We start from the raw sequence: 23,826 nt of genomic DNA, 5'->3' as shown, positions 1-23,826 counted from the left end.
GGGGGTGGCTCGCCAGGGGGCATCGCCGGGAATCAGCGTGACCTGATTGTGGTAGCGGGTCATTCCGGCGCTGTCAGAAGCGGTCATCCCGTCCTCTTCCAGCGCTTGGGGTTGCTCGCCGAAGTGGCTCACTTCAATGGCCTGCCAATCGCGGTTGAGGCTGTCAGTGTCGTGATCGGTCAGCGTAAAGCGCAGGCCGGGGGCCAGTTCGGGGAGATCGCTTTCGGCGCTGGCGGTAATCGCTTCCCGGCGCAGCTGTTCCAGGCGAATGCGGGTAAAGGGCTTGCCGGAGGCGTCCTGCTTGTAGCGGCCAGGGTAATCGTAGTGTTCATAGTCTGTATTTTGACCATGCGCTTCCACATCGCGGCCCAGGTGCTCATGCAACTGCGCATACGCTGGGTTTTTAAAGCTGTAGTCTTTTAGCGTGGCGGTGGCCGCTGCCACCCGAGCGGTGTGGCTAAGCTTGCGCACATGGCGCATAGGGGCGGTGCCGCCTGCACGGCTGTGGTAAGTGCGTTCACCGAGGTTGGTCAGCACCTGAGGATCATCGGCGAAGATCAGTCGATGGCTACCCTCTGTAAATTCATGGAAGTAAAACAGCCCCTCTTCGGCGGCCAGGCGCTCAATAAAGGCGAGGTCGGTCTCGCGATACTGAACGCAATACTCCCGCTCGGCCAATTCACGATTAACCGCAAAAGACACGTCGGTAATGCCCCGCTCATCGCAAAGGGTATTAATGATCGTGAGCGGATCGACCTTTTGGAAAATACGCGAGTTCTGGCGCAGCGAGAGCCGCCATAGCGCTGGGCGCAGCACCAGCGAATAGAAGGTACGGCGATGGCCTCGATCACCCCGGCCAAATTCACTAACAATACCGTGTACTCGACGCAGCGGTTCGCCGTCTTGCCAGATGATCAGGGTGGCTTCGCGATCCAGCAGTTCAGCGGCATCCAGGCTGCCGTCCCGGCTCGCTAGGTTCAGCACCAGTTCAAAGGGCTGGGAGAGCGCTTCGCGATGAGTGAAATCGATCACTGCTACGTCGTCGACGCCGGGGAGCGTTAGGGTAAATTGCAGTCCTGTGGTCATCTCAACTTCCCTCCCCTGAGCCAGAGCCAATCACCACGCCGCCACAATCCACCGAGTGGCCCGTCAGTGCCGCTGGTTTACCGTCGATTAAAATGCTGTTGGACCCCTGCGCTATGGCACGCGGGTGCGGGGGATGTTTGGGTTTATCATGCGGTGCCAGGGGGTCACCCACGCGGGCGACTGGCTTACCGTCCATCATCACCGTGCCACTGCCTGCGGTAACTGGCGTCGGTGGAAAGCCATCGTGGTCGGTACCTATATCACCCACTAGTACAAATTTTTGGCCCATTGCTGATACTCCTTATTTCGATTCCGCTTATTAACTTATCCCGCTTACTCGTCCCGCTTATTCATCCCACTTTGCTGGCGCTTCATAGCGGGCAACGTTAAAAGCGTCCACGAACTGACGGGTAAAGCCGGCGGCTTCAAGACTGTCAATGGCCGAGTGGCAGGTCAGTGGCAGGCGTGTTTGCAGTGGCACACCACTTAAACTACGCCTTACGGCCATGAGCAGTCGGGTGCCATGACCACTGCCTTTCCACTCTTGGCTGATGTAGAAAAAGCGCAGTTGCCAAGCGGCTTCATCGTCTGGTCGGCAGGCAAGCACCATGCCGAGCGGCGGCCCATCCCCATGGCGAAGGGCCAGCAATTTCCCTTGCCAGTGGGCGACTTGGCCGCCCTCTCGCTGCAGCCATAGGCCGCGATGCACGGTGAACTCCAGCGCCCGGCGCAAGGTTTCCAGCACGCTTTTATCTCGCAACACCCACGGCGAGAGCCCCTTGGCATCGGCTTGGTAGACAGCCTTGATAAAGCTATCGATATCCTCACTGCGCGCTTCTGCTAACGGGTTAGAGCGTTTCGCTCCCTGACGCTTCTGGCGCGCACTGGGTTGGGTCGAGCCGGAGGTAAACAGCCGCTTAAGTTTGGTCAGCATCGCTACCTCGCTCGGCGTAGAGCGCTGATGGCAGTTGAAAACCCGCTGCCAGCGGCCGCGTAAAGGGGTTAGGCGCACCATCGGCAAACAAACGGTAGCGCATCGTGCCACCGTCAACGTTGAAGCGCAGCTCTAGCTCGCGCTCACTAATGCTTGTGATATCGGCTTGCTCCAACAACCGGAACCACGCCCAGGCGCCGTCTTGGCTCATGCTACGAGGAGAGCGATTAACCTCACTGGGCACCATGGTGACGCGACTTTCCGTGCCACCGCGCAGCGTATTGGGCCAAATCATTGAGACACGCTGGCTGGCGCTGTGGGCATATTCGATCAGTTGGCCATCCACGCTGATCACACTGCGTCGCTTATCGGGGCTTAGGCTGACGGGCTCAAGGGCAAACTCCACGTCTAAAACGCCGTCGCGGCTAAAGTAGGCGCGGCGGATCTGTTCGGCCTGCTGCACGGCCGTATGCAGGCTATCGCGGAGCAGTGAGTTGCCCTCAGCATCTACTAAGTACTCTGGAGCCCCTTCAATGAAGGGTTTTAGGCTCTCTTCATAAAAAGCATCCAAGATGCCGCCGGGGGCAAAAAACTCTTCAAAGTCGCTTAGCGCCACTTCACGGCTGGCACCAGGAGCGAGAGGATAGCGGCCAGCCAAACGCTCTTGATAAGGCGCAACGACGTCGTCCAGCCAGCGGTGCTCTAAGTGTCGCGTTGCACTCGCCATCATCAATTGCCAGCTCTGATCGGCGAGGTCATGCAGCATGCTGCCTACCGGCGCGGGGGTGTTGTCAGCAATGCGCTGTAGGTTATAGATCGGGTCATCACCGCGTAGCGAGAGCCGGTCTCGCACATTGATGAAAGCAGTACGCCCGGCATCGCTCGATTCTTCAATCTCAAGCAGGTAGTCACGCAACTCCGTTACCGCGGCTTTGATCTCCACCAGTGATGAGGGATTGTCGTTACGCTCTTGGCTCAGCTGATTAATCGGCGTGAAGGGCTGCTCAATGGCGAGTGCAAGCTGGTAACGCTGGGACTGTTGCAGCGCTTTGCGCGCCTGTTCATCATCAACGGGTAGTTCAGGATAGAGGCTGGTATTGCGCTCACCGGCTGCCAATAGCCGATCAAGCGGGCGCTGTGCCCCAACCAGGGCGTCGGCCACCACGATGGCTTGATGAATATCCGGCAGAGGGACAAGCTGCGTATCGCGCAGGGCATCGCGCCAACTAACATGATAATCACTGACGTAATGCTCCCGTAGCGCCGTTTGCAGTTGTTGCTTATCAGCATCACTGAAGTTGATGTTATCGCGCTGCCCAAGCACCCACACATCGATCAATGCCAGCTCTGTGGCCCGCTCCAACTCTTGTAAAAAGTAGTTTTCAAAACCATCTCGGGTAACCAAGTGGGGCAAGCGAACATGCTCGGGGTCATCATTACGGGCCATAAACACCGTATCAAACAACGTTCCTACGCTGCGGCGCAGATCAAGCGGATCGCCTTGGCGGCTACCCGCTACTTTGAGGGCGGCATAAACTCGCTCATCAATCGGTTGGCGCAAAAGCTCTTCTTGCGCAGCGTTCAAACTGCCGCGAAGGGGGGCCATCGCCTGGATGGGAAGCTGTTGCCCTTCTGCAATATGTCCCTCTAAATCGCTATGCTCCAAGGCATAGTCCAGGTGGGTTAAGAGGCGCTCCTGGACCTCGCCCCGCTGGGGAAAGTAGCCTTGCCAACGCTGGGCCATAAAGCGCTCTACCCGCTCCGGTTGACGACCGCTGGCGTCCGACATCATGCGCAGCACACGCAGCAGCGCCAGTTTCGCGTTGCTGCCCTCTTCGGCGCGGTTCATATCGTCCATGATGCCGATCATCAAGGCGGGCAGGAATTGATGTTCCAGCATGGCGAGGTAAGCACGCTCAATCTGAGCACCAATGATATGGCCCTGATACAACCCCATATCCGCAAGGTAAGGCGTGTGCGTACGGTATTCAGAGAACGTTTCCAGCGCATAACGCAGCCTATCTAACGGCTCTAAAAACTCATAGCCACTGGGGTCATCGCTTTGGAACGCCTCGGGCTGGGTAGCTAAAAACGTTTCTGCACGCTCTTCGACGGCGGCGAGGGATACGCTGTTCTTTTGATAGAAGTGTGCCCAGCCCCCCACCAGGCCTATACCCATAATCAAGCACGCGACCAGGCTAATATTGCGGGCACGGCGGCGGCGTTGGGTAACTCTGGCGTTATCACCCGCCAGCCCTGCTTCGGGGTAAATGACTTTCTCGAACAGTTCTTCGGTGAAGTAGAGCGCGCTGCGGGTAGCACGATGAGCAGGCTGAACGCTGTCATCCATGCCATAACGCCGGGCCGCGGCATCGACAAAGGGGTCTTCGGGAACGCCTTGCTGATACACGGAAGTAAAGTAAGCACCACGTACCATCGCGGCGGTCGAGAAGCGGTCACTCGATAGCGCCTCGGTCAAGAAGCCAAACAGCACATCGCGTAGCCCTGCCAACTGACGCACAAAGCGGAACACAGATTCACGCTCTTCGCGGTCACGGCATTCCGACAACATAGTCGGCAATAGCTGATTCAAACGCGCCAGCATGGCGTCGTAGTCAGCTTCAAACTCCGACTCCCACTGTCCGGGTGTCTCCATTGAGGCCGGGGAAAAAGTAAACCCAAGCGGCGCACGGCGGGCCTCGCGGGAGTAGTGACGAAAGAAGTCATCAAAGCCGTGCAGCAAATCCATTTTGCTAAACGTCACGTAAACCGGCAGCCGGGTACCGTGACGCTCCATAAGCTCTCGCAAGCGGCTACGTAGCAGTGCGGCATAGCCTTTACGTACCGCTACCTGGGCATGGCTCAACCGGGCAAGATCCAGTACCAGCACCACACCATCCAGCGGTCGCTGGGCGCGATTGCGCTCTAACCAACCAACAAAGTGATCCCACAGCCTGCTCTGCAACGCCTGAGGCTCGCCCCCTTCCATGGCACCTTGGGTCAGCAGTTCTCCGTCAGGGTCTATCAATACGGCTTTATCGCCAATCCACCAGTCAAAACCAAGCTGACCTTGCTTGCTGCTTTGGCCGGATGCCTTCATGACGTGGGTGAGTGCAAAATTCTGGCCGGAGCGATTGATCAGGCTGGTTTTGCCCGCGTTTTCGACCCCCATCACCAAGTACCAGGGCAGACGGTAGCGGCTGCTATGACCACCTCCCAGGCTATTGGTAATTTCGCTTAACACGCTGTTCAGAGACGCTTCCTGACGCTCGACTTGCGACATGATCGGGTCTTGTTGGCGGGCGTCTTCCTGTTGACGTTCATCATCCAGCGCCCTTAAACGACGCGCCAAGCGGACGCCCCACACCACGGCAATCACGGTGACCACTACCAACGTGGCCAATAGACGATTCGTTAACGGAGCGAGGGGCATGACACCTCGGACTTCCCAGCTAGGCCCTAGCCACCAGATCGCGACCAGTAACACAATCAGCAGGACTGCCCACAGCAGCGTTGAGATCCGCAGTAGCCCTTTGGCTTTATTACCATGTGCCTGGGCCCGGTTGTGCGCAGACTGTGCCCGCGACATACCTGGCACCCAGCGGCTTAGCTTTGATTTTAATGTTGACCACATTAGCCTTTATCCCTCGTCCCTTTAATGATGAACATTATTAGTGCGTCTCTTTAACCGCTGCTTTAAGGCGTGATACCAGCGCTGGTTCCCACTGCTCTAGCGCCAGCTCGGTTACGCTCTGATGCAAGGTGTGGTAGTGCTGCTGCGCGAGGCTTTCTAGCCCGGTTTCGTGCAATAGGTCCGCACTTGCCAAGCGCCAATAGGCGTTCTCGCGAGGTGATCGGGCGGCACTTAACCCTTGGTCGAGCACTTTTAATGCCGCGCCTATATCGCCACTCTCCACGGCGTCGCGAGCTTCCTCGAGGCCCATCTGCCATGCATCGCTGCCATTACTGCTGGCTTCGCTGCCCCCTGATGCGCTGCTATATAGCCAACGTTGCGTTTCATCATCGACAAACCGCGCGCCGTTGTTGAATGTCAGGGTTTCAATGCCTGGCAGCCGCGCTACAAATCGTTGTGCTTCATCACGAATCGCTTCAGCACAACGTGGATGTCCGAGCTGCTTGGCCAGACCCGCACTAAGTCGGTGTCCCTCCAACCAGTAAGGGCTTACCGCCAGGCTGTTTTCGATGCGCTGCCAGAGAGCGCTGTCGCCGCCCCGCGCGAGAGCTTCGCGATAATCGGCAATACGGTCTGCCGAGACCGGGGCTAACTCGGTCTTCCCTAACTCTGCTTTACCCTCCGCCTTAGCTGCTGGCAGCGCCTGTATGGCGCTCCATACGGCGTAGCGGCGAAGGCGATAAGCGAGCGGCTCACCTGGCGACTGCTCGCTCAAAAATTCCGCCATTTTGAGCAGGGCCTGTCGATTAGAACGTTCATTGCCCGCTTCTAAACGCAGCTCTGGCGCTTTCGCAGGCGCTTGGGCTGACGCATGAGCAGAGTCAGCGTGATAAGTTTCGCTTCTCTCCGCCTGCGGGGGAGCGTTACTACTCTTCTCTGAAGAGGACGACTGGGCCGGACGCTGCGCCATTAGCTGACGGCTTAGTTCACCCAGCGAATCCCCAGGTAACGAGAGTTGCTCTACTTGCACCTTTAGCTCGTTGAGCGCGGTTTGGCAGGCCTCGAATTCATCTTCAGCATTATGAAAGTCGAGCCCACCAGCGAGTTTTACACTGCGCTGAGTAAATTGTTGAAACAGCCGCGGACGCAGCTTGGCACCGCGCTGGCCATTAAACGGGTAGGCATGTTCCCACCAGGGCTGCTCAAGCGCGCGCGTTAGCAAGCGCAGCGAAAGAGCAAAGCGCACACCGTTACCCTCGTGCTGCAGGCAGTGCAGTAAATGGCCTAACACTTTTAAGTCTTTGCCACGCTGACTAAGCATTTGAATAGCCAGGGTTTCAGCGGTTTCCCAAGCGACACTAGCGTGCTGCAACGAACCGACTTTCATCATTTCCGCATCAAGCGCCAGATAATCGCTCGACTCTTCAAGCGGTTCCCCCACCGGCTGCCCTTGATCATTGGCCGCTAGCGGTGCCAATAAAGGTTCAAGATGAGTTTCAGCAGTAATACGCATAGCTCTTGCTCCCTTACCAACGACACGCTTCGCGTAACGGCTGAATGAGTTGGCGGAGATCGGTAATATCAAAACGCAGCCCATCTAAGCTCGCCAAATCGCTATTAATAGTGACGTTGTTGGCACTTAGCAGTTGGCGAAGCGTTTCGATAGCCGGTAACCCACGGCCACCATTGATGACATGCCCACCATCACGGACTCGCCACTGCTGTCGGATAGTGGTGCCATTCGCGTTTAGCTGTAGATCAACGCGGGCATTATCAATGGGCTCTGGCATGTGTAGTTGGAAACGCGTGATCTGCTTTTCACAGGCCATAACCATAATGGGCCGTGGCGGTGTGGTTCCCAGCGCAGGAACACTCATCAACACATCTTCGCCGGTGTGCCCAACCACCAAACTAAGATTATCGCTATCACGATCTCGCTCTTGCTGGTCGATCGCGTACCACAAATCAGGCAGCTCTTTATCCTCGCTCGATGAGTTCACTGTTTTAAACACATCGTCATAGCAGCTCAGACGCTCTAAGCGCGAAGTCTCATCAGCACATGCCAAGGCGCTTTCCAACATTGCCTGGTGCTCTTCTGCTAACGCAGCCGAGCTCCCCAAAACAGCGATGATAAGCATTCCCCAGCGTGACCACTGGCGGATTGGTAGCGTCACTTTCATTTGGTATCCAGTTCTAGCAGTTGGCATTTATGTGCCAGTGTTCGCTTAGGTAAGCCAAGACTTGCAGCGGCTTGGGCACGATTGCCGCCAAAATGCATTAACCGTTGGCGAATAATGGCGGTCTCAACGTCGCGAAGCGCTTGGCGCAAGTCATCGATATCGTTAGGCAAAGAGTACGCCGTGCTATTTACCTGCGAATTCGGTGCCGTTTGGGCGTCGCTCTCTTGCTCGCCCGGCAAGACATAGGCATCAATATCCGCCCCTTGCGGTGTCATAGCGCAAGCGTAATCAATCAGGTTCTTCAGCTCACGGACATTGCCGGGGTATTCTCGTCGCTGTAATAAGCGCAGCGCTGCCGGGGTGATACCCATATCGTCTCGCTGTTCACGCGCGCAGAAATCGCTAATGAAGGATTGCGCTAACTGGGCAATGTCATCGCGCCGCTCTGCGAGGGGCGGCAAGGTGAGGGGGAATTGGCCCAGCCGGTAGTAAAGGTCGGCACGAAAGTGCTGCGCGCGGATATGCTCGCGAAGCGGTTGATGAGTAGCGGCCACGAGACGTAAATCGGCACAACGCTCTTCACTGGCTCCGAGCGGGCGATAGCGGCCACTTTCTAGCACTCGCAATAACTTGGCTTGCAGCGCCAGGGGCATATCGCCAATCTCATCGAGAAATAGCGTTCCGCCATCGGCTTGGCTGATTAGCCCCTGCTGGGCGTGGTCAGCCCCTGAAAACGCTCCTTTGGCATGGCCAAAAAGCTCAGATTCGAGCAGCGCTTCGGGTATAGCGGCACAGTTAATGGCCATGAAAGGGCCTTTCGCACGCCCAGAGAGTTGATGAAGGGCACGCGCCACCCGGTCTTTTCCCGTGCCTGTTTCTCCCTGCAGTAACACCGCCAGGTTAGTTTCTGCCGCTCTCACCACTTGGCGGCGTAGGGTTTGCATGGCGGTTGACTGCCCCAGCAGGTCTTCCGACAACTGGTCGGCCAACGCTTGTCGGCGCGCCCCATCATTAAGTTTGGCTAACGAATCGCGCAGTGCCCGCGAACGGTGGCGCTCACCCTGCTCGCGGGAGAGCCGCGCCCATAGTCGGCATAACAATTCTTCAAACGCCGCCATACCTGGATCATCGTCTAGGGCGCTAAAGGTGCTGTCCTCCCCCACCATTAACAGCGCCCCCAGCCACTCTTGCTCACCATCTTTGGCGCGAAGCGGTCTTACTTGCAGGCGTTTTTTGGCTCCCAGGTGAATGACCTGAGCCTGAAAGCCAGCATGATCCAAACGCGTACGCGCATCACCAACGCTTAATGTGAGCGCTTTACCACTGCGTATCACGTGGGCGTAAGGGTGGCTAAAATCGCTGCAATCAAACTGAACCGCATCACCATCGCGACCAAGCCAACGTCCACTGCCCTCCACATAGAGACACTCGGCGCAATCAAGCCCTACCCCCTCGCGCAGCACTTGGGCTGCGCGTTGGCGCAGTGCCTCTGCGCTAGCACTTTCCACCAGTGTTACCGCAATGGGCATAGCGGCTAGTGGTGAAGATAAGCACTCTCGAGTAGCAGCGAAGGTATCAATGGCTTGAAGCGTCATGGTGTCACGCGACCTCCGCAGTAAAGGTGCCCTGTTCGGCATCCACACCCAACGATACTCGGGTCACCTGTTCACGCCGGGCCATACGTTCAAGCAAGGCACGGGAAAGTGGCGGCAGCAGTTCACCATCAATCACCGACTCCAGCATCCGCGCGCCGTTTTCGCTACGTGTTGCGCGTTTGCAAATTGCCTCGGCCAGGCTGTCATCAAGCACCACCTCGGCCTTCCTATGACGCTCGCGGATGCGTGTTGCCAGGGTAGCCAGCTTGGTTTTCACGATGTCGCGCAGAGTGTCGCCGTCCAGCGGCAAGTAAGGCACCACTTCCATCCGCGCCAATAGAGCCGGTTTGAAAAACTCTGCCAGCACCGGATAGAGCGCGGCATCCAGCGCTTCTGGGTCATTGTCATAGCTGACGATGGCTTCATAGCCCAGGTTGGAGGTCAGGAAGAACAGCACGTTTTTGCAATCGATCACGCGCCCTTCCCCATCGGCCAATTCACCTTTATCAAACGCTTGATAGAAGAGGTTCAACACGTCGGGATGGGCTTTTTCGACTTCGTCCAGCAGCACCACCGAATAAGGGCGCTGACGGATCGCTTCGGTTAATAGCCCACCTTCACCAAACCCGACATACCCTGGCGGCGAGCCAATCAGGCGTGAAACCGTATGCTTCTCTTGGTATTCCGACATATTGATGGTGGTGAGAAATTGACGACCGCCATACAGCTGGTCGGCAATTTGCACCACGGTTTCGGTTTTACCGACGCCGCTGGGGCCTACCAACAGGAACGCGCCCAATGGCCGCCCTGGGCGACGTAGATCCGCACGCGCGGTTAGCAAATGGCGATGAATACGCTCAATAGCACTGTTCTGGCCCTGGATTAATGCATCCAGATGCGTCGGCAGTTCGGTGAGCCGCGTTAGCTCATCGCTGGTCATGCGCTCGACCGGCACGCCCGTCCAGTCGCCAATCACCTGGGCAATCTGGGCTTCTTCAACGCTGGGGTTGACCAGTGCAAACGTTTCTTGAAGCTGGGCCAGCTGCTGCTCCCGTTCGGCGAGTTCTTGATGAACGCCTTCGGGAAGTTGATCCACGGCATCGCCATCCGTTGCCTCTAGCAGTTGGCGGTGTAGCGCTACAATCGCATCGACGCATTCGCGCTGCGCTTGCCAGGCAGCTTCCAGGCTTGCCAACTCTTCTTCCAGCTTGGCCAAACGTTCGGTTAAGTCGTGGTGGAGTTCGCTATCGGGTTCGCGCCCTAACAGTCGTTCACGCTCAACCTGGTCGCGCTCACGTAGCGCGGCAGTATGCTCACTCTGCAAATGACTTAGCTTGCGCGGCGGGGTATCCAAGGCCTGCGCCAGACGAGTACAGGCGGTATCCAGCACATCAATGGCTTTATCGGGCAGTTGCCGACCGGCCAAATAACGGGCAGAAAGCGCAGCGGCGGCACGCAGGCCGCTATCGCCAATCAATACACCATGTGCGCGCTCATACACATCGCGCAAGCCACGTAGAATAACCAGCGCCTGATCGACACTTGGCTCGGAAATCGCAATCGGCTGAAAGCGCCGCGACAAAGCCGGGTCTTTTTCAAAGTACTTTTTGTACTCACGCCAAGTGGTAGCGGCGATGGTACGCAGCTCACCCCGTGCCAGGGCAGGTTTGAGCAAGTTGGCCGCGTCGCCGCCACCTTCCTGGTTGCCAGCACCGATCAGCGTGTGCGCTTCGTCAATAAACAGTAGCGTAGGCCGCGGGGCGTTTTTGACTTCGTCAATCACCGCTTTCAGGCGCTTTTCAAACTCGCCTTTCACCGCGGCACCGGCTTGCAGCGCCCCTAGATCAAGGGTCAGAAGCTCGACATCTGCCAGCGCCGCGGGTACTTGCCCAGCCACAATGCGTGCGGCTAAGCCTTCTACCACGGCACTTTTACCCACCCCGGCATCGCCAATCACAATGGGGTTGTTCTTTCGCCGACGTCCCAGGATATCGAGCATTTGGTCGATTTCCGGATCACGCCCCAGGACAGGGTCAAGCTCACCTTGACGCGCTTGTTCGGTCAGCGAGGTCGCAAAGCGAGCCAGCGCACTATCATCACCCGCGCGGTGGGCAGGCTGGCCTTGGCGCGCGCCAGCACTCTCCTGAGGCGCTTCGGCTGAATCGGCTGTTAAGCTCTTAAAGTGGCGGCGTAAATTTTCACGATTAATCTCCGCTAGTAGGCGAACAGAGCCTGCCCCCAGGTAACGGTCAGCGTTATGAAGCAAGGCGGTTAACACCGCCCCACTGCGCAGTTCGCTATGCTGATACTCTGTGGTGGCCAGCAACCAGGCATCTTGTAGTAACTCCACCAACAGAGGCGAAAAGCTGGGGGTTGTTACGTCTAGATCCCGCGGTGGACGCGTCTCTTCAGCGAGTTGAGCACGCAGCTGTGCGACATCAATATCGAATTTTTCACATAAGCAGCGTACATCGCATAGCGGCTGATCAAGCAACGCTTGTAATAGATGGGCGGCAGTGACCTCGGGCGCCTGCTGCTGCGCGCACAGCACGGCGGCCCCTTCGAGTCCTTGGCGAGCGATCACATTTAAGCGGCTAATAAGCGCCGGAAGCTCTACCCTGAGCATGGGTTCTCCTAACGGTAAATTTGGTTAAGAAGCGAGGTAATCTGTTCGGCTTGTTGGTCAAGCGACCAAGACAGGCCCAAATACACCGCCACCATAGCTATCCCAAACAGGGTAAAAATGCCCCATACAGGAAACCCGCTGCGCAGGTTTTGTCGGCCTTTCACTACATTGCGTAACGGCTGTGTCAGCGCCTCTTCAGGCGGCTGGTCAAGCGTGGCCAATTGGTCACCCAGGGCACGCACAATTTGCTCGTACTCATCGCGTCCGTGAGACATCACGCGATAACGGCCTTCAAAGCCGAGACACAGGCACAGATAAATAAACGCCAACATATCGCGGTAGCGCTGAGGCTCTTGTTGTAAGCGCGAGAGGATAGAAAATACTTTTTCGCCGCCCCAGGTTTCATTATGAAAACGTGTTAACAGCGAATGCTCAGCCCACTTGCTTTGCCGACCCCAGGGCATACCCATGACGGCTTCGTCAATGAAGGAGCAGAGCACGTAACGGTATGCGAGCAGCGTGGCTCGGTCATAGCCCTGCTCAGTCAGCTCAATTTCAATGGCGGCAATTTCATCTACCACTTGGCGGTAGAGGCGCTCCACATCGCTCGCACTGTCGAGCTGGCGAACGCGCACCACCATGCCAAGCAGGCTGCTGGCGGCATCCACTAGAGGGTTTAGATTGTGGCCGCGCAGACGGAACCAGTAGTCCTCATCGGCATCAAGCTGCTCGGCGTGGCTATGTATCAGATGTTCCAAGCCACGCTCATTAATCAGATCTTCATGGCGAACTTTGTCGTGATCGCCACGCGGTCGTACAAGGCGTTGATCATCGGTTGCGAGATGTTGCATGGCTTAACTCCTGATGGCCCAGAACTGCATTTCCAGCCCTGGAAATTCACCGGCGACATGGAAGGCAAATCCGCTGGCCCCGTTGAGCATTCCCCACGCTTCACTCTGGCGATCCAGTTGGAAGTAGCTATAGCCAGCGTGATAGGGCAGCTCGCGGGGCGCGACCGGTAAGGGTTCAAGCGGCACACCGGGGAGCTGTAGGCTGATGAGGTCGCGAATACGCTCGACGCTGGCCACTTTGGTTTGTTGCAAGAACAGCTTGCGCAAGCGCTCGTTGGGCATGTCGGCCCGAACCGCCAGAATGAACTCCGCCGATTCAATGAGACTAACGTCCGAAAGCGGTGCCACTAGCAGGCCAAAACGTCGCGTCTGTAGCTGGATGGCGACAGCTCGTGGCTCAAGCACGGTGGAAAGCGCCTGGCGTAGCATCTTCATCAGCGGCCGAAAAGCGCGTTCAGGGTGGTCGTGATCATAGGCCGGACACTCCGGCGGTAACCGCGACTCATCGGTAAAGGTCACCAGCTCACAGGCCACTTCGTGCATGGTGTCGTAAAGCCGCTCTGGGTGGAGCTGGCCAAGCCGAGCCAGGTGTTGAAAGCGCGGCTGCGCGCGATTAAGTAGCTGCAGCAGCATAAAGTCGGCGACATCGGCGACCCCTGCTTGATGCGGTGTAGAAAGCCGCTGGGCAATATTGCGCGCTCGCTCTCGCATTAAACCGGCCATCTCCCCCACAAAGCGCTGCAACCCAGGCGCTGCCTGGACGTTAAGTAGCGTGGGCAGAAATTGCTCATCGAGGACTAAGCTGCCATCCGGGCGACGCTCAATAATGCGCGCTACCGATAGGCAGGCGTAACCACTCCGATCATCGCTTTCGAGTAGCAAGCGTGGAGAAACTCGCGCCACCTCTAGCTCCGCTGTAGAACCATCGCGGGAGTGCAGGTCACGCACACTACGTGACGAGAGGCGATAGCGTGCCGGTAGCTCATCTCCCGGCCAGCGCACTTCGCCGACACCATCGGTTGCCAACGGCAGTCCCAGGTAGACCACCTGGTTAGTAATGCTGGCATCGCTAATTTCTAACGGGCTAGGCTCGATATCATCGGCCGGCAGCTGAAAAGCGACGCCATCGGGCATAACCCCGCTGGCACGGCTAATGGCAATACGCCCGAAGCTGAGGAACTCGCTGTTCAACTCCAGCGTATGAAAGCCATATAAGTAATGACTAATGCCTTTTAGACGAGCATCTATTAGCCCTTCTAAACTGCGCTGCTGTTGCTGGAAATGCTGGGGCTTAATGAATAGCCCCTCGCTCCATACCACACGATTTCGGCTAGCCATTACTCCTCCTTCCTTAGTTCTACTTCGCTGTCTCGGAGATGAACCAGCAAGTGGTAATGCTCGCCACGGCTTTTTACCTTAACGACCTTCTTCCACTCGGCTTCGTTGGGGGTGGCATAGAAAGCAATCAGTCCGATGTAACGCGTCTCTTCATCGACGTCGAAGGGTTCATAAAATTTCCACTGCCCCGGTAGCAGGGTAAAGTCATCATGGGTGAGGTAATTGGTACCTAGCGCTTCCTCTAAATCACTGCTCAGTTGACCTAAATCAGCGGCCATCAACATGGAGTCATCTTTTAACTGCAGCACCTGAAAACGCAGCGGCGTTCCTTCGCCATCTAGGTTGGGATTGACGTTTGGCTCAGCAATCATGCTGAGATCCACCGTTGTAGGTCGGTCTTCGGGATAACCGACAGGAATCGATGGGTCGCGCATTACCTGCCACGCTTTGCCCGAGGCTTCACGCGTTGAGGCACAGCCTGTTAACAGCAAAATGATGCAAAGTAACCAGACAAGCCGTGCCACATTCTGCAAGCTCATGCTCTGCGCGTTCATCCCTCCTCCCGCTGCTGGCGACGCACCGATTGGTCATAGGCTTGCTCAAAAACTTCCCAAAACAGTTTTTGAAAGCCTTGCTGGCGACCCGAGTTAAGCTCGCGGTAGTAGTAGTGGTACATCTCCCACGCCCAGCCCCCTTCGTCTTCAAGGCGATTACCGGCACCACGGTAAGCATGAAAACGCTTGATCAGAGTTTCAGGTGAGAACGCATCGAGTATGGCGCCCAGGGCATGACCAATGGCTTCTTCGACAGCGGCTTGATGCTGGCCCTGGTGGCGTAAGCACTCCGCTACCGCCTCTGGTGCGGATAGGTGTACGGGGCTACGCTGGGCAGAAAATAGGGTTTCAGCCGTCTCTTCATAGGATTGACCAAGACGCAGCGGATTATCTTCAATCGGCTGTAAGCGACGGTCTCGCAGCGGGTACTTACTATCGTTTTGGGACTGCTGCAGTAGGCGCAGTCCATCAATAGTGGCGCGAAGTGTTTGCCCCGCTTCTTCTAAGAACGCTTGCTGCTCTTCGCTATCACGAAAAGAAAGATCCAGGCCTAAGCCTCTTAACAAAGGATCTGCGCCAATATGGCCAAGCGAAGGTGTCGCCGGTTTTTGCCAGCGGTCTTCCAATTGCTCCCCAACAGAGCGCTCCAAGTCGTTTATCTGCCGCTCATCCATGCCACTGCTCCTCTGCGTTGTTGTGCCATTAGGTGTTCTGATACCGGGAAGGCTTAATGCTTCATCATGGCGCTCTTGGTTCTGCCACTGCTGCCCACTTTGATGAGAAGTAGGTTCTTGATATACATAGCCGCGATTCGAGAGCCCCATCGCTTCTAGCGGCTCCATGGCCTCCGCAGACACTTCATCGCGATCTAATGCAACCATCGGGTCATGCTGAATAGAGCCGGGCATTGCACCGCCCAAGGCCTCCATGGGATCGCCTTTTTCTGCTGAATGATCAAAGACCTCCCCTTTCCCCGATGACCAAACAGTGCCGTGGGTGGTCACTTCGTCATGCTCTTCGTCAATGAGAGTGGCAAGCGAATGCACGCCTGGCTGCCACGCATGGCGATCCCCGAGGTGCACCTTTAGGTGGTACTCACCAATCAACAGCTCATCGCCATCGCGTAAAGCTACCTTCCGGTGGCGCCCAATCGGCAGCGTGGTGAGATTTATATAGGTATGGCCACTAAGATCCACTAAGCAGAACTTGCCATCGATTTTGGTGATTTCGGCATGGTTTGGTCTGATGCGGCCGCCATGATCTTGCAGTAGCCAGTCATCGTGGAGACTGCTGCCTAGCGTCCCCCCCTCCTCGTAGAAGACGAAGCTGCTGGTTGATCGCCCTTCAAGCAGCTCACTGTTGGTAACGACCAACGTAATGGCGTCTAGTTGATTGGGATGCATGGGTTAACTCGTCATCTGAATGCGTACGCGACGGCGCGTGGTGCGGTCGTCACTCTCTGGATCTACAAAGGTGGTCCAGCCAAGCTGGCATGATCCGGCATCGCCCAAGCGCATGGGCTTTACTTCGCTCTCCAACAATTCAAGCTCAAGGTCGTAGGCCAAAGGCTCACGCAGCACAAAACTCACCAACGTTTTGAGCGGGCTATGCTCTTCACCATCAGGTAGAAAATCTCTAAAGCGGGCCAGGCTTAAACCACGCAGACACAGCGCAAATTTGCCATTCACATCCGCGACACGTTCGCCTGCGACCATGTCACTGCCAAGCGTCATCCCCGAGGTGCCCATACAACTGCGCTGATCCAGAGGAATCTCCACCCAACGCTGCACCCACTCTTCTATTTCTACCCTGGCGAGGTCGAAACAGTGCCCAACAATGCCACTGACTACATCAGGCGAACGCGAACGCCCAGCCAATAGGCCCGCATAAGCGAGCATTTTGCTCCAGTTGATTGGCGTTTCACCGCGCAAATCACTGTCAGCGAGCCCTACCAGCGCAAAGATAGCGGCGGAAAAACCATCCTTCGCATCGTTTTGATAGCGAATGTAATGGCGGTATTTGCGCCAGCTTCGGTGCAGCAGCGTTATTAACCGATGGTTAAAGAAGTCCAGGAAATCCCCAGCCGCCCCTTCCCGGTGAGCCGCGTTATGCGCCAGGGTTTCCAAGTAGTAACCGGGCAGTGGCGACTGCGCACCTTGTAGCCCCAGGAAACTGACTTCCATCTCGTACTGACCGGCTTGGCTATCTCTCAGAGCGAGCACATCGCTACCCGGGAAGCCCAGCGAGGCCGACGCGGTGAAGCGCACGCGCTGAAATGAGGGCACGCTACCGCCATGCCGCTGCTCTAAATCATCGCCGTGATGACGGTGCAGAAGCTCTACTAGTTGGTAAAACTCGTAACGTCGCGCTCCCCGAATAACCGGTGCCAGCGCTACATCAGGGGCTGCTGCCCCTCCTGTAAGGTCCATTGATAGCGCTCTTGGTTATGGCGGTTAATGACATGCAACTCGTGAAATGAGTTGATGCTTGCGTACAGCGAGAAGAAACGCGCCAACACACTGCCAAACAAATAGAGGCTGCCCTCATCGCCAAAGGCCTCTTGATCTAACGTCATCACTGAACGCAGCCCACGCACAGGCAGTCCTTTGCGAAGTCGATCAACGGACTGGGTATCGATATCAAGAATGCCGGCAAGCCTTTTTTGCGCGACCCTTTCTGCTTGTCTGTCCACCAAGGCCCTAAAGTCATAGGCACGTAGTACCGAGCAAAGCGCATCGCGCTCTAGCAAGGAGAGGTAGTTGAGCGACAAGTTTGAGATTAATATCCACAGCAACCCATCATCGAGCGCAGGACGGAGCACGGGCGTTGGCCGGGTGATATTGCGAAAGGTGGCGTAAGCAGGGCTCTCTTCCGTCGCCACGCACAGATCGCCGATAGTCAGTTGCTCGGGCAGCTCACGATTGCTGCACGTTAGCTGCAGGGAAATCGTTTCACGACGGCCAAGAGACGCACGTTCGTCTCCGCGGACAAAGGCGATGTCGTGGTCAAAGCCATCGCTACGCAGACTGTCACGCACACGTACTCGGTAATAAAGTGCTTCACGCCCTCGATCACGCTCAATTTGATGCTGAAAACTTTCAAACGGGACATAGCTGCGCGGCTTGTCTTGCCACCCCGTGCGCTCACCCTCTAGCGTACCCAGCACGTCATCAACACTAAAAATCTCGTAGTGAGAGGGTGCCCGGCTGTTAGGCCGTATACGGTACTCGCTGCGCTCGCCACTTAGATCAATGGGTTCAGCGTCGTGCTCGAAAAGGTTAATCGCCGGCGTGCAGTAAAGCGCCAAATGCTCATTCCGCACCCGTGCATCGGTCGGAAGAGTGCGGGAAAAGACAAAGCGCAGAGTGACATTGCTGGCCGTGTCAGCAGGAAGGTATTGGGCAATCCCTACAACATCAAAAAAATGGAAAGCCTCTGGAAAGCACAGGTACTCCTGCAAAATGCGATACCCTTGATGAACATTCTGCGGGTAAGGCAAAAGTGCTTGGTCACGCTCAAATCCAACGGCCTTGAGCGCATCAGCAGGTAAGCGCTGCGTCTGCCCATCAATCTCCAGCTCCAGTCGTGCCAGATAATGGCTCATCCATAAATACAGCGTACGGGCTGTGTAACCATCGCCGCCTAGATGCAAACGCAGTGAGTCGATGCCCATCGCATTCATCGGTTGGTCGCTGCGCACCTCCATTGCCAGTTCGACAATAGAGGACTCTCGCGTATGTCTTGCATCGACGCCTATCGGCGCCAATGGATAGAGTGCGACATCATGGCAAGTTCTAAACAAGCATGGCGTGCCCTCTACTGGTTCGCTGGCAAGTTGCGTTCCGCGCTCGACCCGCTGCTGCTGACTCAAGGAGTACCAGCTCGGGGTAAACTGCACCACTGTCATACTGGGCACTGGCCGCAGGTAGTTCGGCCACAGCATGCTGATTAACGAGTGAGTAAGCTCGGGAAACTCATCCTCCACTTTTTCGCGCATTCGGCCAGTTAGAAAGGCGAACCCTTCCAACAACCGTTCTACATCAGGGTCAGTGCTGCGCTCAGATAAGAAGCGACTCAAGCCGGGGTTTGCATCGGCAAACTCCCGCCCCTGTCGCTTTAAAAAATTGAGTTCATCACGATAATAGCGATTCAGCATTCGTGCCTCTCGGGCCTATCAGTTGAGACACTGATAACGCTTGTTGTTAAGCAACAAATCGATAGTCGCTTGCGAGTTTTCCCTACCTAAAGCGACGGTGGCATGCACCTGAAAACGTAACTGCAACGGGTCACCATGATTAGGCAAAGACTCAACGTCTACCCGTTTGACACGGGGCTCATAGCGCTCGATGCACTGACAAATGGCCTGCTGAATATTGCGTTCCAGGTCCAGCACACCGATCGTGGCATCGTTAAAGTCGAGTAGGCCAAGCTCCGGGGCACAGGCACTGTTACCCGGATGGCTATTAAGCAACTCAACCAAATGGCGCTTAATTGAATCGATAACCGCTACCAACTCGTCTGCTTCTTGCCTAAGTACAGAATGAGAGGGGGCCGCAAGCCGTTCAAACAAACGGCTACCTAGCGACTCTCTTCCCGCCTCTCTTCTCAACAATCCACCACTATCCGTTGCCATTGGGCGTCCCTTTATTCCTTATCGAGACGACCAACAAGCGAAAGCTCGAAGTTGGCACCCATGTATTTAAAGTGCGGGCGTACCGCCATGGAAACCTGATACCAGCCTGGATCACCCTCGACATCCAACACCTGGATTGAGGCGGCGCGCAGCGGGCGGCGGCTACGTACATCGGCAGGGGGATTTTCTTGATCGGCCACGTACTGGCGAATCCAAGCATTTAGCTCACGCTCAAGATCCTGACGCTCTTTCCATGATCCAATTTGCTCGCGCTGAAGCACTTTTATGTAGTGCGCCAGACGATTAATGATGAACATGTAGGGAAGCTGCGTGCCCAGTTTGAAATTGGTTTCCGCGGCTTTACCTTCAGCGGTGTTCGGAAAGACCTTAGGTTTTTGAACAGAGTTGGCCGAGAAAAAGGCCGCATTATCACTACCTTTGCGCATGGTTAATGAAATGAAACCTTCTTCGGCCATTTCAAACTCGCGCCGGTCAGTAATTAACACCTCAGTAGGAATTTTGGCCTGCAACTGGCCAAATGCTTCGTAGGTATGCACAGGTAGGTTTTCAACCGCCCCGCCACTTTGTGGCCCAATAATATTCGGGCACCAACGGTACTTGGCAAAGCTATCCGTAAGACGCTCCGCCAACAAATAAGCAGTATTTCCCCACAAATAGTGCTCGTGATTTTCACTAACGTTTTCGCGATAGTTAAACGTTTTAATCGGATTTTCTACTGGGTCATAGGGAGTACGCAGTAAGAAACGCGGCGCTGTTAGCCCCAAGTAGCGTGCGTCCTCAGACTCGCGAAGACTACGCCAACGGGCGTATTTAGGCCCTTCAAAAATGGCTTTGAAGTCTTTGATATTGGGAAGCTCTTCAAAGCTCTCAATACCGAAGAAAGAGGGATCAACTGAAGACATAAAGGGCGCATGCGCCATGGCGCCAACAGCTGCAGTGTGCTGTAGCAGCTTCATATCCGGCGTAGAGGGCGAAAAATCGTAGTGACCAATAATGCCTGCTACTGGCTCACCGCCAAACTGACCGTAGCCCGCGTTATACACGTGATGATATAGACCGCTCTGACTAATTTCAGGCGCAAACTCAAAATCTTCCAGCAGCTCTTGCTTGGTGGCGTGTAGTACATCGAGCTTGATGTTTTCACGGAAATCAGTGCGATCAACCAGCAGCTTCAAGCCGCGCCAAGCCGACTCCATCTGCTGAAAATTCGTATCATGCAGGACTTCATCCACCTGATGACTGATTTTACGATCTAGTTCAACAATCATGTTATCAACAAGCGCTTTGTTGACCTTTGGAGCCGCCTCATCGCCATTAAGCAGTTCTGCAATGAAGGCAGCTACCCCTTGCTTGGCAACGTCATAACCCTCATCGGCTGGCGCCATGCGCGTTTGCGCCATCACTTGGTCAAGCAACGAAACGTCCGTTTCCGTTTCTACCGCTGCATTCTGCTGCTTTGCTGTCTTACTCATTGCTGTGCCTCGAATTCGATGATCTGCAATTAAAAAACGCTGCTAATGCTGAGGAGTTATTGATCTTTATCCGTTTCCAGCAAAGCCAGCTCATTCAATAACTGCTGGCGGGCCTCATCGTTTTCCAGAAGCTTCTGCAGCCGATCACGGAAAGCAGGCACATTGCCCAACGGGCCCTTCAACGCAACCAGTGCCTCACGCAATTCAACTAGCTTGCGCAATTCGGGCACTTGCTTAGCAACAGCATCAGGCGAAAAATCTTCCAAGGATTTGAAGTCAAGGTTGACAGCAATATCTGTGGGCTCGTCACTTTCATCAAGGCGATTAGGCACTGCCGTTTGCAAGCTCAACCCAGCCTCTCGCATGACGGACTGAAAGTTGTTTTTATCGACAGAAACGGATTGACGCTCTTCTATGGGCGTTTCTTCCTCACCACCTTTAAAGTCACCCACCACCAATAACTTCAGCGGTAGCTCTGTCTCAGCCTGCTGATCGCCAGTGGCTGGCACATACTTAATATTGATGCGCTCTTTGGGCGCAACGGTTCCTTGTTTAGCCATGATATTTAGCCCTGGAAAGAGATGTATCAATGTATCTGTGAATAGTTCTCAATCCGTGGGAGCGTAACTATTATCAGAAGCGATGCCAAATCCCACTTTTCTAGCAAAAAACAGCTGATCGCTTAGCACTTAAAAACCACATGGCACGTTTGCATGCTTTTTGTGTTTTTTTGGCGAAATTCCAAGAAATAGCGGCGTTTATAATTTCAATAAATTGCCTAATTAAAATTTGTAAGATATTTCTTACAAATCCTATCGGTAATCTCTTACGTTTTTTGACAGAGATAACGCACAAATGTCTTTTTTAAAACGAGTCGCCATCAAATAGAAAAGTCATTTATGCGTGAATTGCCAAGTTAAAAATGACATTTAGCAGACATCTGTTACCAAATAAAACTTAAAAGACATAAACCATTACTGTTTCAGATCCTTTAAATTATCAATAGATGAGGGCAAGCAACTCATGGCCTGCTGGGCAATGAGTTGCTTGCAGTAGGCAGAAAATTGCCTAATTATAAATAATAATATAATAAAAAAAATATAACACAATGAAAAATAAGTAAAAAATTATAGTGGCATGCTCTTTGCTCTAACTACATAGTCCACACGACACTCATTTACTATTTCACTCAAGGAGATGACCATGCCAACACCATGTTATATCAGCATTGAAGGCCAAACTCAGGGCAATATCACTGCAGGTGCCTTTACTCCTGATTCTGTCGGCAACATTTATGTTGAAGGCCACGAAGACGAGATGCTGGTTCAAGAGTTCAAGCATGTCGTTACTGTCCCAACTGACCCTCAGTCTGGTCAGCCTTCCGGCCAGCGCGCACATAAGCCCTTTATCTTTACTGTGGCACTCAACAAATCAGTGCCGCTGATGTATAACGCACTGGCTTCTGGTGAAATGCTGCCTAACGTAGCACTTAAGTGGTACCGCACTTCTGTTGAAGGTAAGCAGGAACATTTCTTCACCACCACATTGACCGATGCCACTATCGTAGACATCAATCTGCGCATGCCGCATGCTCAAGACATCAATAAGTCTGAATTCACTCAGTTGATGGACGTATCATTGGCTTACCGCAAGATTGATTGGGAACACACTGTTGCTGGAACCTCTGGTTCCGATGACTGGCGCGCCCCGATCGAAGGCTAAGCTTTCGCTAATAGCCTAGACTGGGTCTGAAAAGCAAGGCCTGAAATAAACGAAGCCCCTTCCAGTTGGAAGGGGCTTCGTCGTTATTAACGTATTGCTACTGGTATTGCGGCAAGGCTCGGGGATTAAACAAACCGACCTAGGCCTACAGCAGCCCGTAAACGATCCATCGTGACGGCGGCTTCTTCCCGCGCTCGCTCGGCGCCTTTTTGCAGCACTGCCTCAATGTGAGCGGGGTCCTCCATCAGCGCGTTATAACGCTCTCTTGGAGCGCTTAAATGAGCATTCAAGTATTCAAACACTTGATTCTTAGCCTCGCCCCAGCCAATACCGTTCACGTACTGCTCACGCAAGCTGGCAGTCTCTTCCACTGTGGCAAAGGCTGAGTAAATCTGGAACAGCGTGCAGGTATCTGGATCTTTCGGCTCACCGGGCTCCAGCGAGTTGGTTTTAATCTTACGTACCAGCTTTTGCAGTTTTTTCTCTGGGGCAAACAGTGGAATGGTATTGTCGTAGCTTTTGGACATCTTGCGACCATCCAAGCCGTTCAGTAGCTGTATCTTATCGTCAACGACGGCGTCAGGAAGGACAAAGTGCTGACCTTTGTAGAGATGGTTAAAACGCCCGGCGATGTCACGGGCCATTTCGATATGCTGAATCTGATCACGCCCTACCGGCACCTTATTGGCGTTGAACATTAAAATATCCGCCGCCATCAGCACAGGGTAACCGAAAAGCCCCATGGTAATGCCTTTATCCGGATCCTGGTTTTCCGCCTCTTCATTCTCAGCCACCGCTGCTTTATAGGCATGGGCGCGATTCATTAAACCCTTGGCGCATACGCAGGAGAGCATCCAGGTGAGCTCTGGGATTTCTGGAATATCCGACTGGCGATAGAAAATTGCGTTGTCGGTGTCCAGTCCCAGCGCCAGCCACGTAGCAGCAATTTCCAAGCGCGACTGCTGCACGCGCTTAGGGTCTGGGCATTTAATCAGCGCGTGGTAGTCGGCCAGAAAGTAGAACGACTGCACGTTGGGGTCTTGGCTCGCCTCAATGGCGGGCTTGATCGCTCCGACATAGTTGCCCAAATGGGGCGTGCCGGAGGTGGTAATACCGGTGAGAACGCGGGTTTTGGATATTTCTGACATTAGAAAACTCTTTGAATAAATTCACAATATTC

The 23,826-nt window shown here is 54.8% G+C and carries 19 protein-coding genes; 1 reads left to right on the top strand and 18 read right to left on the bottom strand.

Annotated elements, in window-relative coordinates:
- The 17 genes from tssI to tssB form a co-directional block, all read right to left on the bottom strand.
- Nucleotides 1-1,086 (bottom strand): type VI secretion system tip protein TssI/VgrG (tssI, locus tag KUC_RS09165; protein ID WP_040480045.1); only part of this gene is annotated, 1,086 nt, incomplete at its 3' end.
- 1 nt (nt 1,087) lies between these two features.
- Nucleotides 1,088-1,375: a type VI secretion system PAAR protein gene (locus KUC_RS09160; RefSeq protein ID WP_007112900.1), complete on the bottom strand. Its 288-nt coding sequence runs from the start codon at nt 1,373-1,375 to the stop codon at nt 1,088-1,090.
- Nucleotides 1,376-1,432: 57 nt separating this feature from the next.
- Entirely contained in the window at nt 1,433-2,020 is a 588-nt protein-coding gene (locus tag KUC_RS09155) for a GNAT family N-acetyltransferase (protein WP_007112899.1), read from the bottom strand.
- Nucleotides 2,004-5,654 carry a type VI secretion system membrane subunit TssM gene (gene tssM, locus KUC_RS09150; RefSeq protein ID WP_007112898.1) on the bottom strand — a complete coding sequence of 1,217 codons (3,651 nt, stop codon included), beginning with the start codon at nt 5,652-5,654 and terminating at the stop codon, nt 2,004-2,006. The genes KUC_RS09155 and tssM overlap by 17 nt, the downstream gene beginning before the upstream one ends.
- Nucleotides 5,655-5,691: 37 nt before the next feature.
- Nucleotides 5,692-7,167, bottom strand: coding sequence for a type VI secretion system protein TssA (gene tssA / locus KUC_RS09145; RefSeq protein WP_007112897.1), 1,476 nt, complete (start codon nt 7,165-7,167; stop codon nt 5,692-5,694).
- 13 nt (nt 7,168-7,180) lie between these two features.
- Nucleotides 7,181-7,834 carry a type VI secretion system-associated protein VasI gene (gene vasI / locus KUC_RS09140; RefSeq protein WP_007112896.1) on the bottom strand — a complete coding sequence of 218 codons (654 nt, stop codon included), beginning with the start codon at nt 7,832-7,834 and terminating at the stop codon, nt 7,181-7,183.
- Nucleotides 7,831-9,429: a sigma-54 interaction domain-containing protein gene (locus tag KUC_RS09135; RefSeq protein WP_007112895.1), complete on the bottom strand. Its 1,599-nt coding sequence runs from the start codon at nt 9,427-9,429 to the stop codon at nt 7,831-7,833. Before KUC_RS09135 ends, vasI begins: the two co-directional genes overlap by 4 nt.
- A 4-nt stretch (nt 9,430-9,433) precedes the next feature.
- A complete protein-coding gene (tssH, locus tag KUC_RS09130; RefSeq protein ID WP_007112894.1) occupies nt 9,434-12,055 on the bottom strand; it encodes a type VI secretion system ATPase TssH in 2,622 nt (873 codons plus the stop codon).
- Between the two features lie 8 nt (nt 12,056-12,063).
- Nucleotides 12,064-12,906: a type IVB secretion system protein IcmH/DotU gene (gene icmH, locus KUC_RS09125; RefSeq protein ID WP_007112893.1), complete on the bottom strand. Its 843-nt coding sequence runs from the start codon at nt 12,904-12,906 to the stop codon at nt 12,064-12,066.
- 3 nt (nt 12,907-12,909) lie between these two features.
- The gene (gene tssK, locus KUC_RS09120) at nt 12,910-14,244 is read right to left on the bottom strand and encodes a type VI secretion system baseplate subunit TssK (RefSeq protein ID WP_007112892.1); all 1,335 of its coding nucleotides are present in this window, start codon (nt 14,242-14,244) and stop codon (nt 12,910-12,912) included.
- Complete coding sequence (gene tssJ / locus KUC_RS09115) at nt 14,244-14,798, bottom strand: type VI secretion system lipoprotein TssJ (protein ID WP_007112891.1); 555 nt, start codon at nt 14,796-14,798, stop codon at nt 14,244-14,246. The genes tssK and tssJ overlap by 1 nt, the downstream gene beginning before the upstream one ends.
- On the bottom strand, nt 14,795-16,201 hold the full coding sequence (gene tagH, locus KUC_RS09110; RefSeq protein WP_007112890.1) for a type VI secretion system-associated FHA domain protein TagH: 1,407 nt from the start codon (nt 16,199-16,201) through the stop codon (nt 14,795-14,797). Before tagH ends, tssJ begins: the two co-directional genes overlap by 4 nt.
- A 3-nt stretch (nt 16,202-16,204) precedes the next feature.
- Nucleotides 16,205-17,227, bottom strand: a complete 1,023-nt coding sequence (gene tssG, locus KUC_RS09105; protein ID WP_007112889.1) for a type VI secretion system baseplate subunit TssG — start codon at nt 17,225-17,227, stop codon at nt 16,205-16,207.
- Nucleotides 17,191-18,954 carry a type VI secretion system baseplate subunit TssF gene (tssF, locus tag KUC_RS09100; protein ID WP_007112888.1) on the bottom strand — a complete coding sequence of 588 codons (1,764 nt, stop codon included), beginning with the start codon at nt 18,952-18,954 and terminating at the stop codon, nt 17,191-17,193. The genes tssG and tssF overlap by 37 nt, the downstream gene beginning before the upstream one ends.
- Before the next feature lie 18 nt (nt 18,955-18,972).
- The gene (gene tssE, locus KUC_RS09095; protein ID WP_050804825.1) at nt 18,973-19,431 is read right to left on the bottom strand and encodes a type VI secretion system baseplate subunit TssE; all 459 of its coding nucleotides are present in this window, start codon (nt 19,429-19,431) and stop codon (nt 18,973-18,975) included.
- A gap of 11 nt (nt 19,432-19,442) precedes the next feature.
- Nucleotides 19,443-20,924 (bottom strand): type VI secretion system contractile sheath large subunit, encoded by a 1,482-nt coding sequence (gene tssC / locus KUC_RS09090; RefSeq protein WP_007112886.1) that lies wholly within the window; start codon nt 20,922-20,924, stop codon nt 19,443-19,445.
- Nucleotides 20,925-20,980: 56 nt separating this feature from the next.
- On the bottom strand, nt 20,981-21,484 hold the full coding sequence (gene tssB / locus KUC_RS09085; protein ID WP_007112885.1) for a type VI secretion system contractile sheath small subunit: 504 nt from the start codon (nt 21,482-21,484) through the stop codon (nt 20,981-20,983).
- Nucleotides 21,485-22,127: 643 nt separating this feature from the next.
- On the opposite strand from tssB, the gene KUC_RS09080 reads away from it, so the two are divergent.
- Nucleotides 22,128-22,646 carry an Hcp family type VI secretion system effector gene (locus tag KUC_RS09080; protein WP_040480043.1) on the top strand — a complete coding sequence of 173 codons (519 nt, stop codon included), beginning with the start codon at nt 22,128-22,130 and terminating at the stop codon, nt 22,644-22,646.
- A gap of 125 nt (nt 22,647-22,771) precedes the next feature.
- Here the strand turns inward: KUC_RS09080 and KUC_RS09075 are convergent, their stop codons facing one another.
- Nucleotides 22,772-23,794, bottom strand: coding sequence for a tryptophan--tRNA ligase (locus tag KUC_RS09075; protein WP_007112883.1), 1,023 nt, complete (start codon nt 23,792-23,794; stop codon nt 22,772-22,774).
- Nucleotides 23,795-23,826: the final 32 nt, after the last annotated feature.

The organism is Vreelandella boliviensis LC1 (assembly GCF_000236035.1).
Classification (GTDB): Bacteria; Pseudomonadota; Gammaproteobacteria; order Pseudomonadales; family Halomonadaceae; genus Vreelandella; species Vreelandella boliviensis.
This window is presented reverse-complemented; position numbering and strand designations above follow the sequence as displayed.

Bases quoted from the DNA above. Each gene is read 5' to 3' on its own strand.
- KUC_RS09160 (WP_007112900.1), bottom strand. From the start codon at position 1,375: ATGGGCCAAAAATTTGTACTAGTGGGTGATATAGGTACCGACCACGAT.
- KUC_RS09155 (WP_007112899.1), bottom strand. From the start codon at position 2,020: ATGCTGACCAAACTTAAGCGGCTGTTTACCTCCGGCTCGACCCAACCC.
- tssM (WP_007112898.1), bottom strand. From the start codon at position 5,654: ATGTGGTCAACATTAAAATCAAAGCTAAGCCGCTGGGTGCCAGGTATG.
- tssA (WP_007112897.1), bottom strand. From the start codon at position 7,167: ATGCGTATTACTGCTGAAACTCATCTTGAACCTTTATTGGCACCGCTA.
- vasI (WP_007112896.1), bottom strand. From the start codon at position 7,834: ATGAAAGTGACGCTACCAATCCGCCAGTGGTCACGCTGGGGAATGCTT.
- KUC_RS09135 (WP_007112895.1), bottom strand. From the start codon at position 9,429: ATGACGCTTCAAGCCATTGATACCTTCGCTGCTACTCGAGAGTGCTTA.
- tssH (WP_007112894.1), bottom strand. From the start codon at position 12,055: ATGCTCAGGGTAGAGCTTCCGGCGCTTATTAGCCGCTTAAATGTGATC.
- icmH (WP_007112893.1), bottom strand. From the start codon at position 12,906: ATGCAACATCTCGCAACCGATGATCAACGCCTTGTACGACCGCGTGGC.
- tssK (WP_007112892.1), bottom strand. From the start codon at position 14,244: ATGGCTAGCCGAAATCGTGTGGTATGGAGCGAGGGGCTATTCATTAAG.
- tssJ (WP_007112891.1), bottom strand. From the start codon at position 14,798: ATGAACGCGCAGAGCATGAGCTTGCAGAATGTGGCACGGCTTGTCTGG.
- tagH (WP_007112890.1), bottom strand. From the start codon at position 16,201: ATGCATCCCAATCAACTAGACGCCATTACGTTGGTCGTTACCAACAGT.
- tssG (WP_007112889.1), bottom strand. From the start codon at position 17,227: ATGGACCTTACAGGAGGGGCAGCAGCCCCTGATGTAGCGCTGGCACCG.
- tssF (WP_007112888.1), bottom strand. From the start codon at position 18,954: ATGCTGAATCGCTATTATCGTGATGAACTCAATTTTTTAAAGCGACAG.
- tssE (WP_050804825.1), bottom strand. From the start codon at position 19,431: ATGGCAACGGATAGTGGTGGATTGTTGAGAAGAGAGGCGGGAAGAGAG.
- tssC (WP_007112886.1), bottom strand. From the start codon at position 20,924: ATGAGTAAGACAGCAAAGCAGCAGAATGCAGCGGTAGAAACGGAAACG.
- tssB (WP_007112885.1), bottom strand. From the start codon at position 21,484: ATGGCTAAACAAGGAACCGTTGCGCCCAAAGAGCGCATCAATATTAAG.
- KUC_RS09080 (WP_040480043.1), top strand. From the start codon at position 22,128: ATGCCAACACCATGTTATATCAGCATTGAAGGCCAAACTCAGGGCAAT.
- KUC_RS09075 (WP_007112883.1), bottom strand. From the start codon at position 23,794: ATGTCAGAAATATCCAAAACCCGCGTTCTCACCGGTATTACCACCTCC.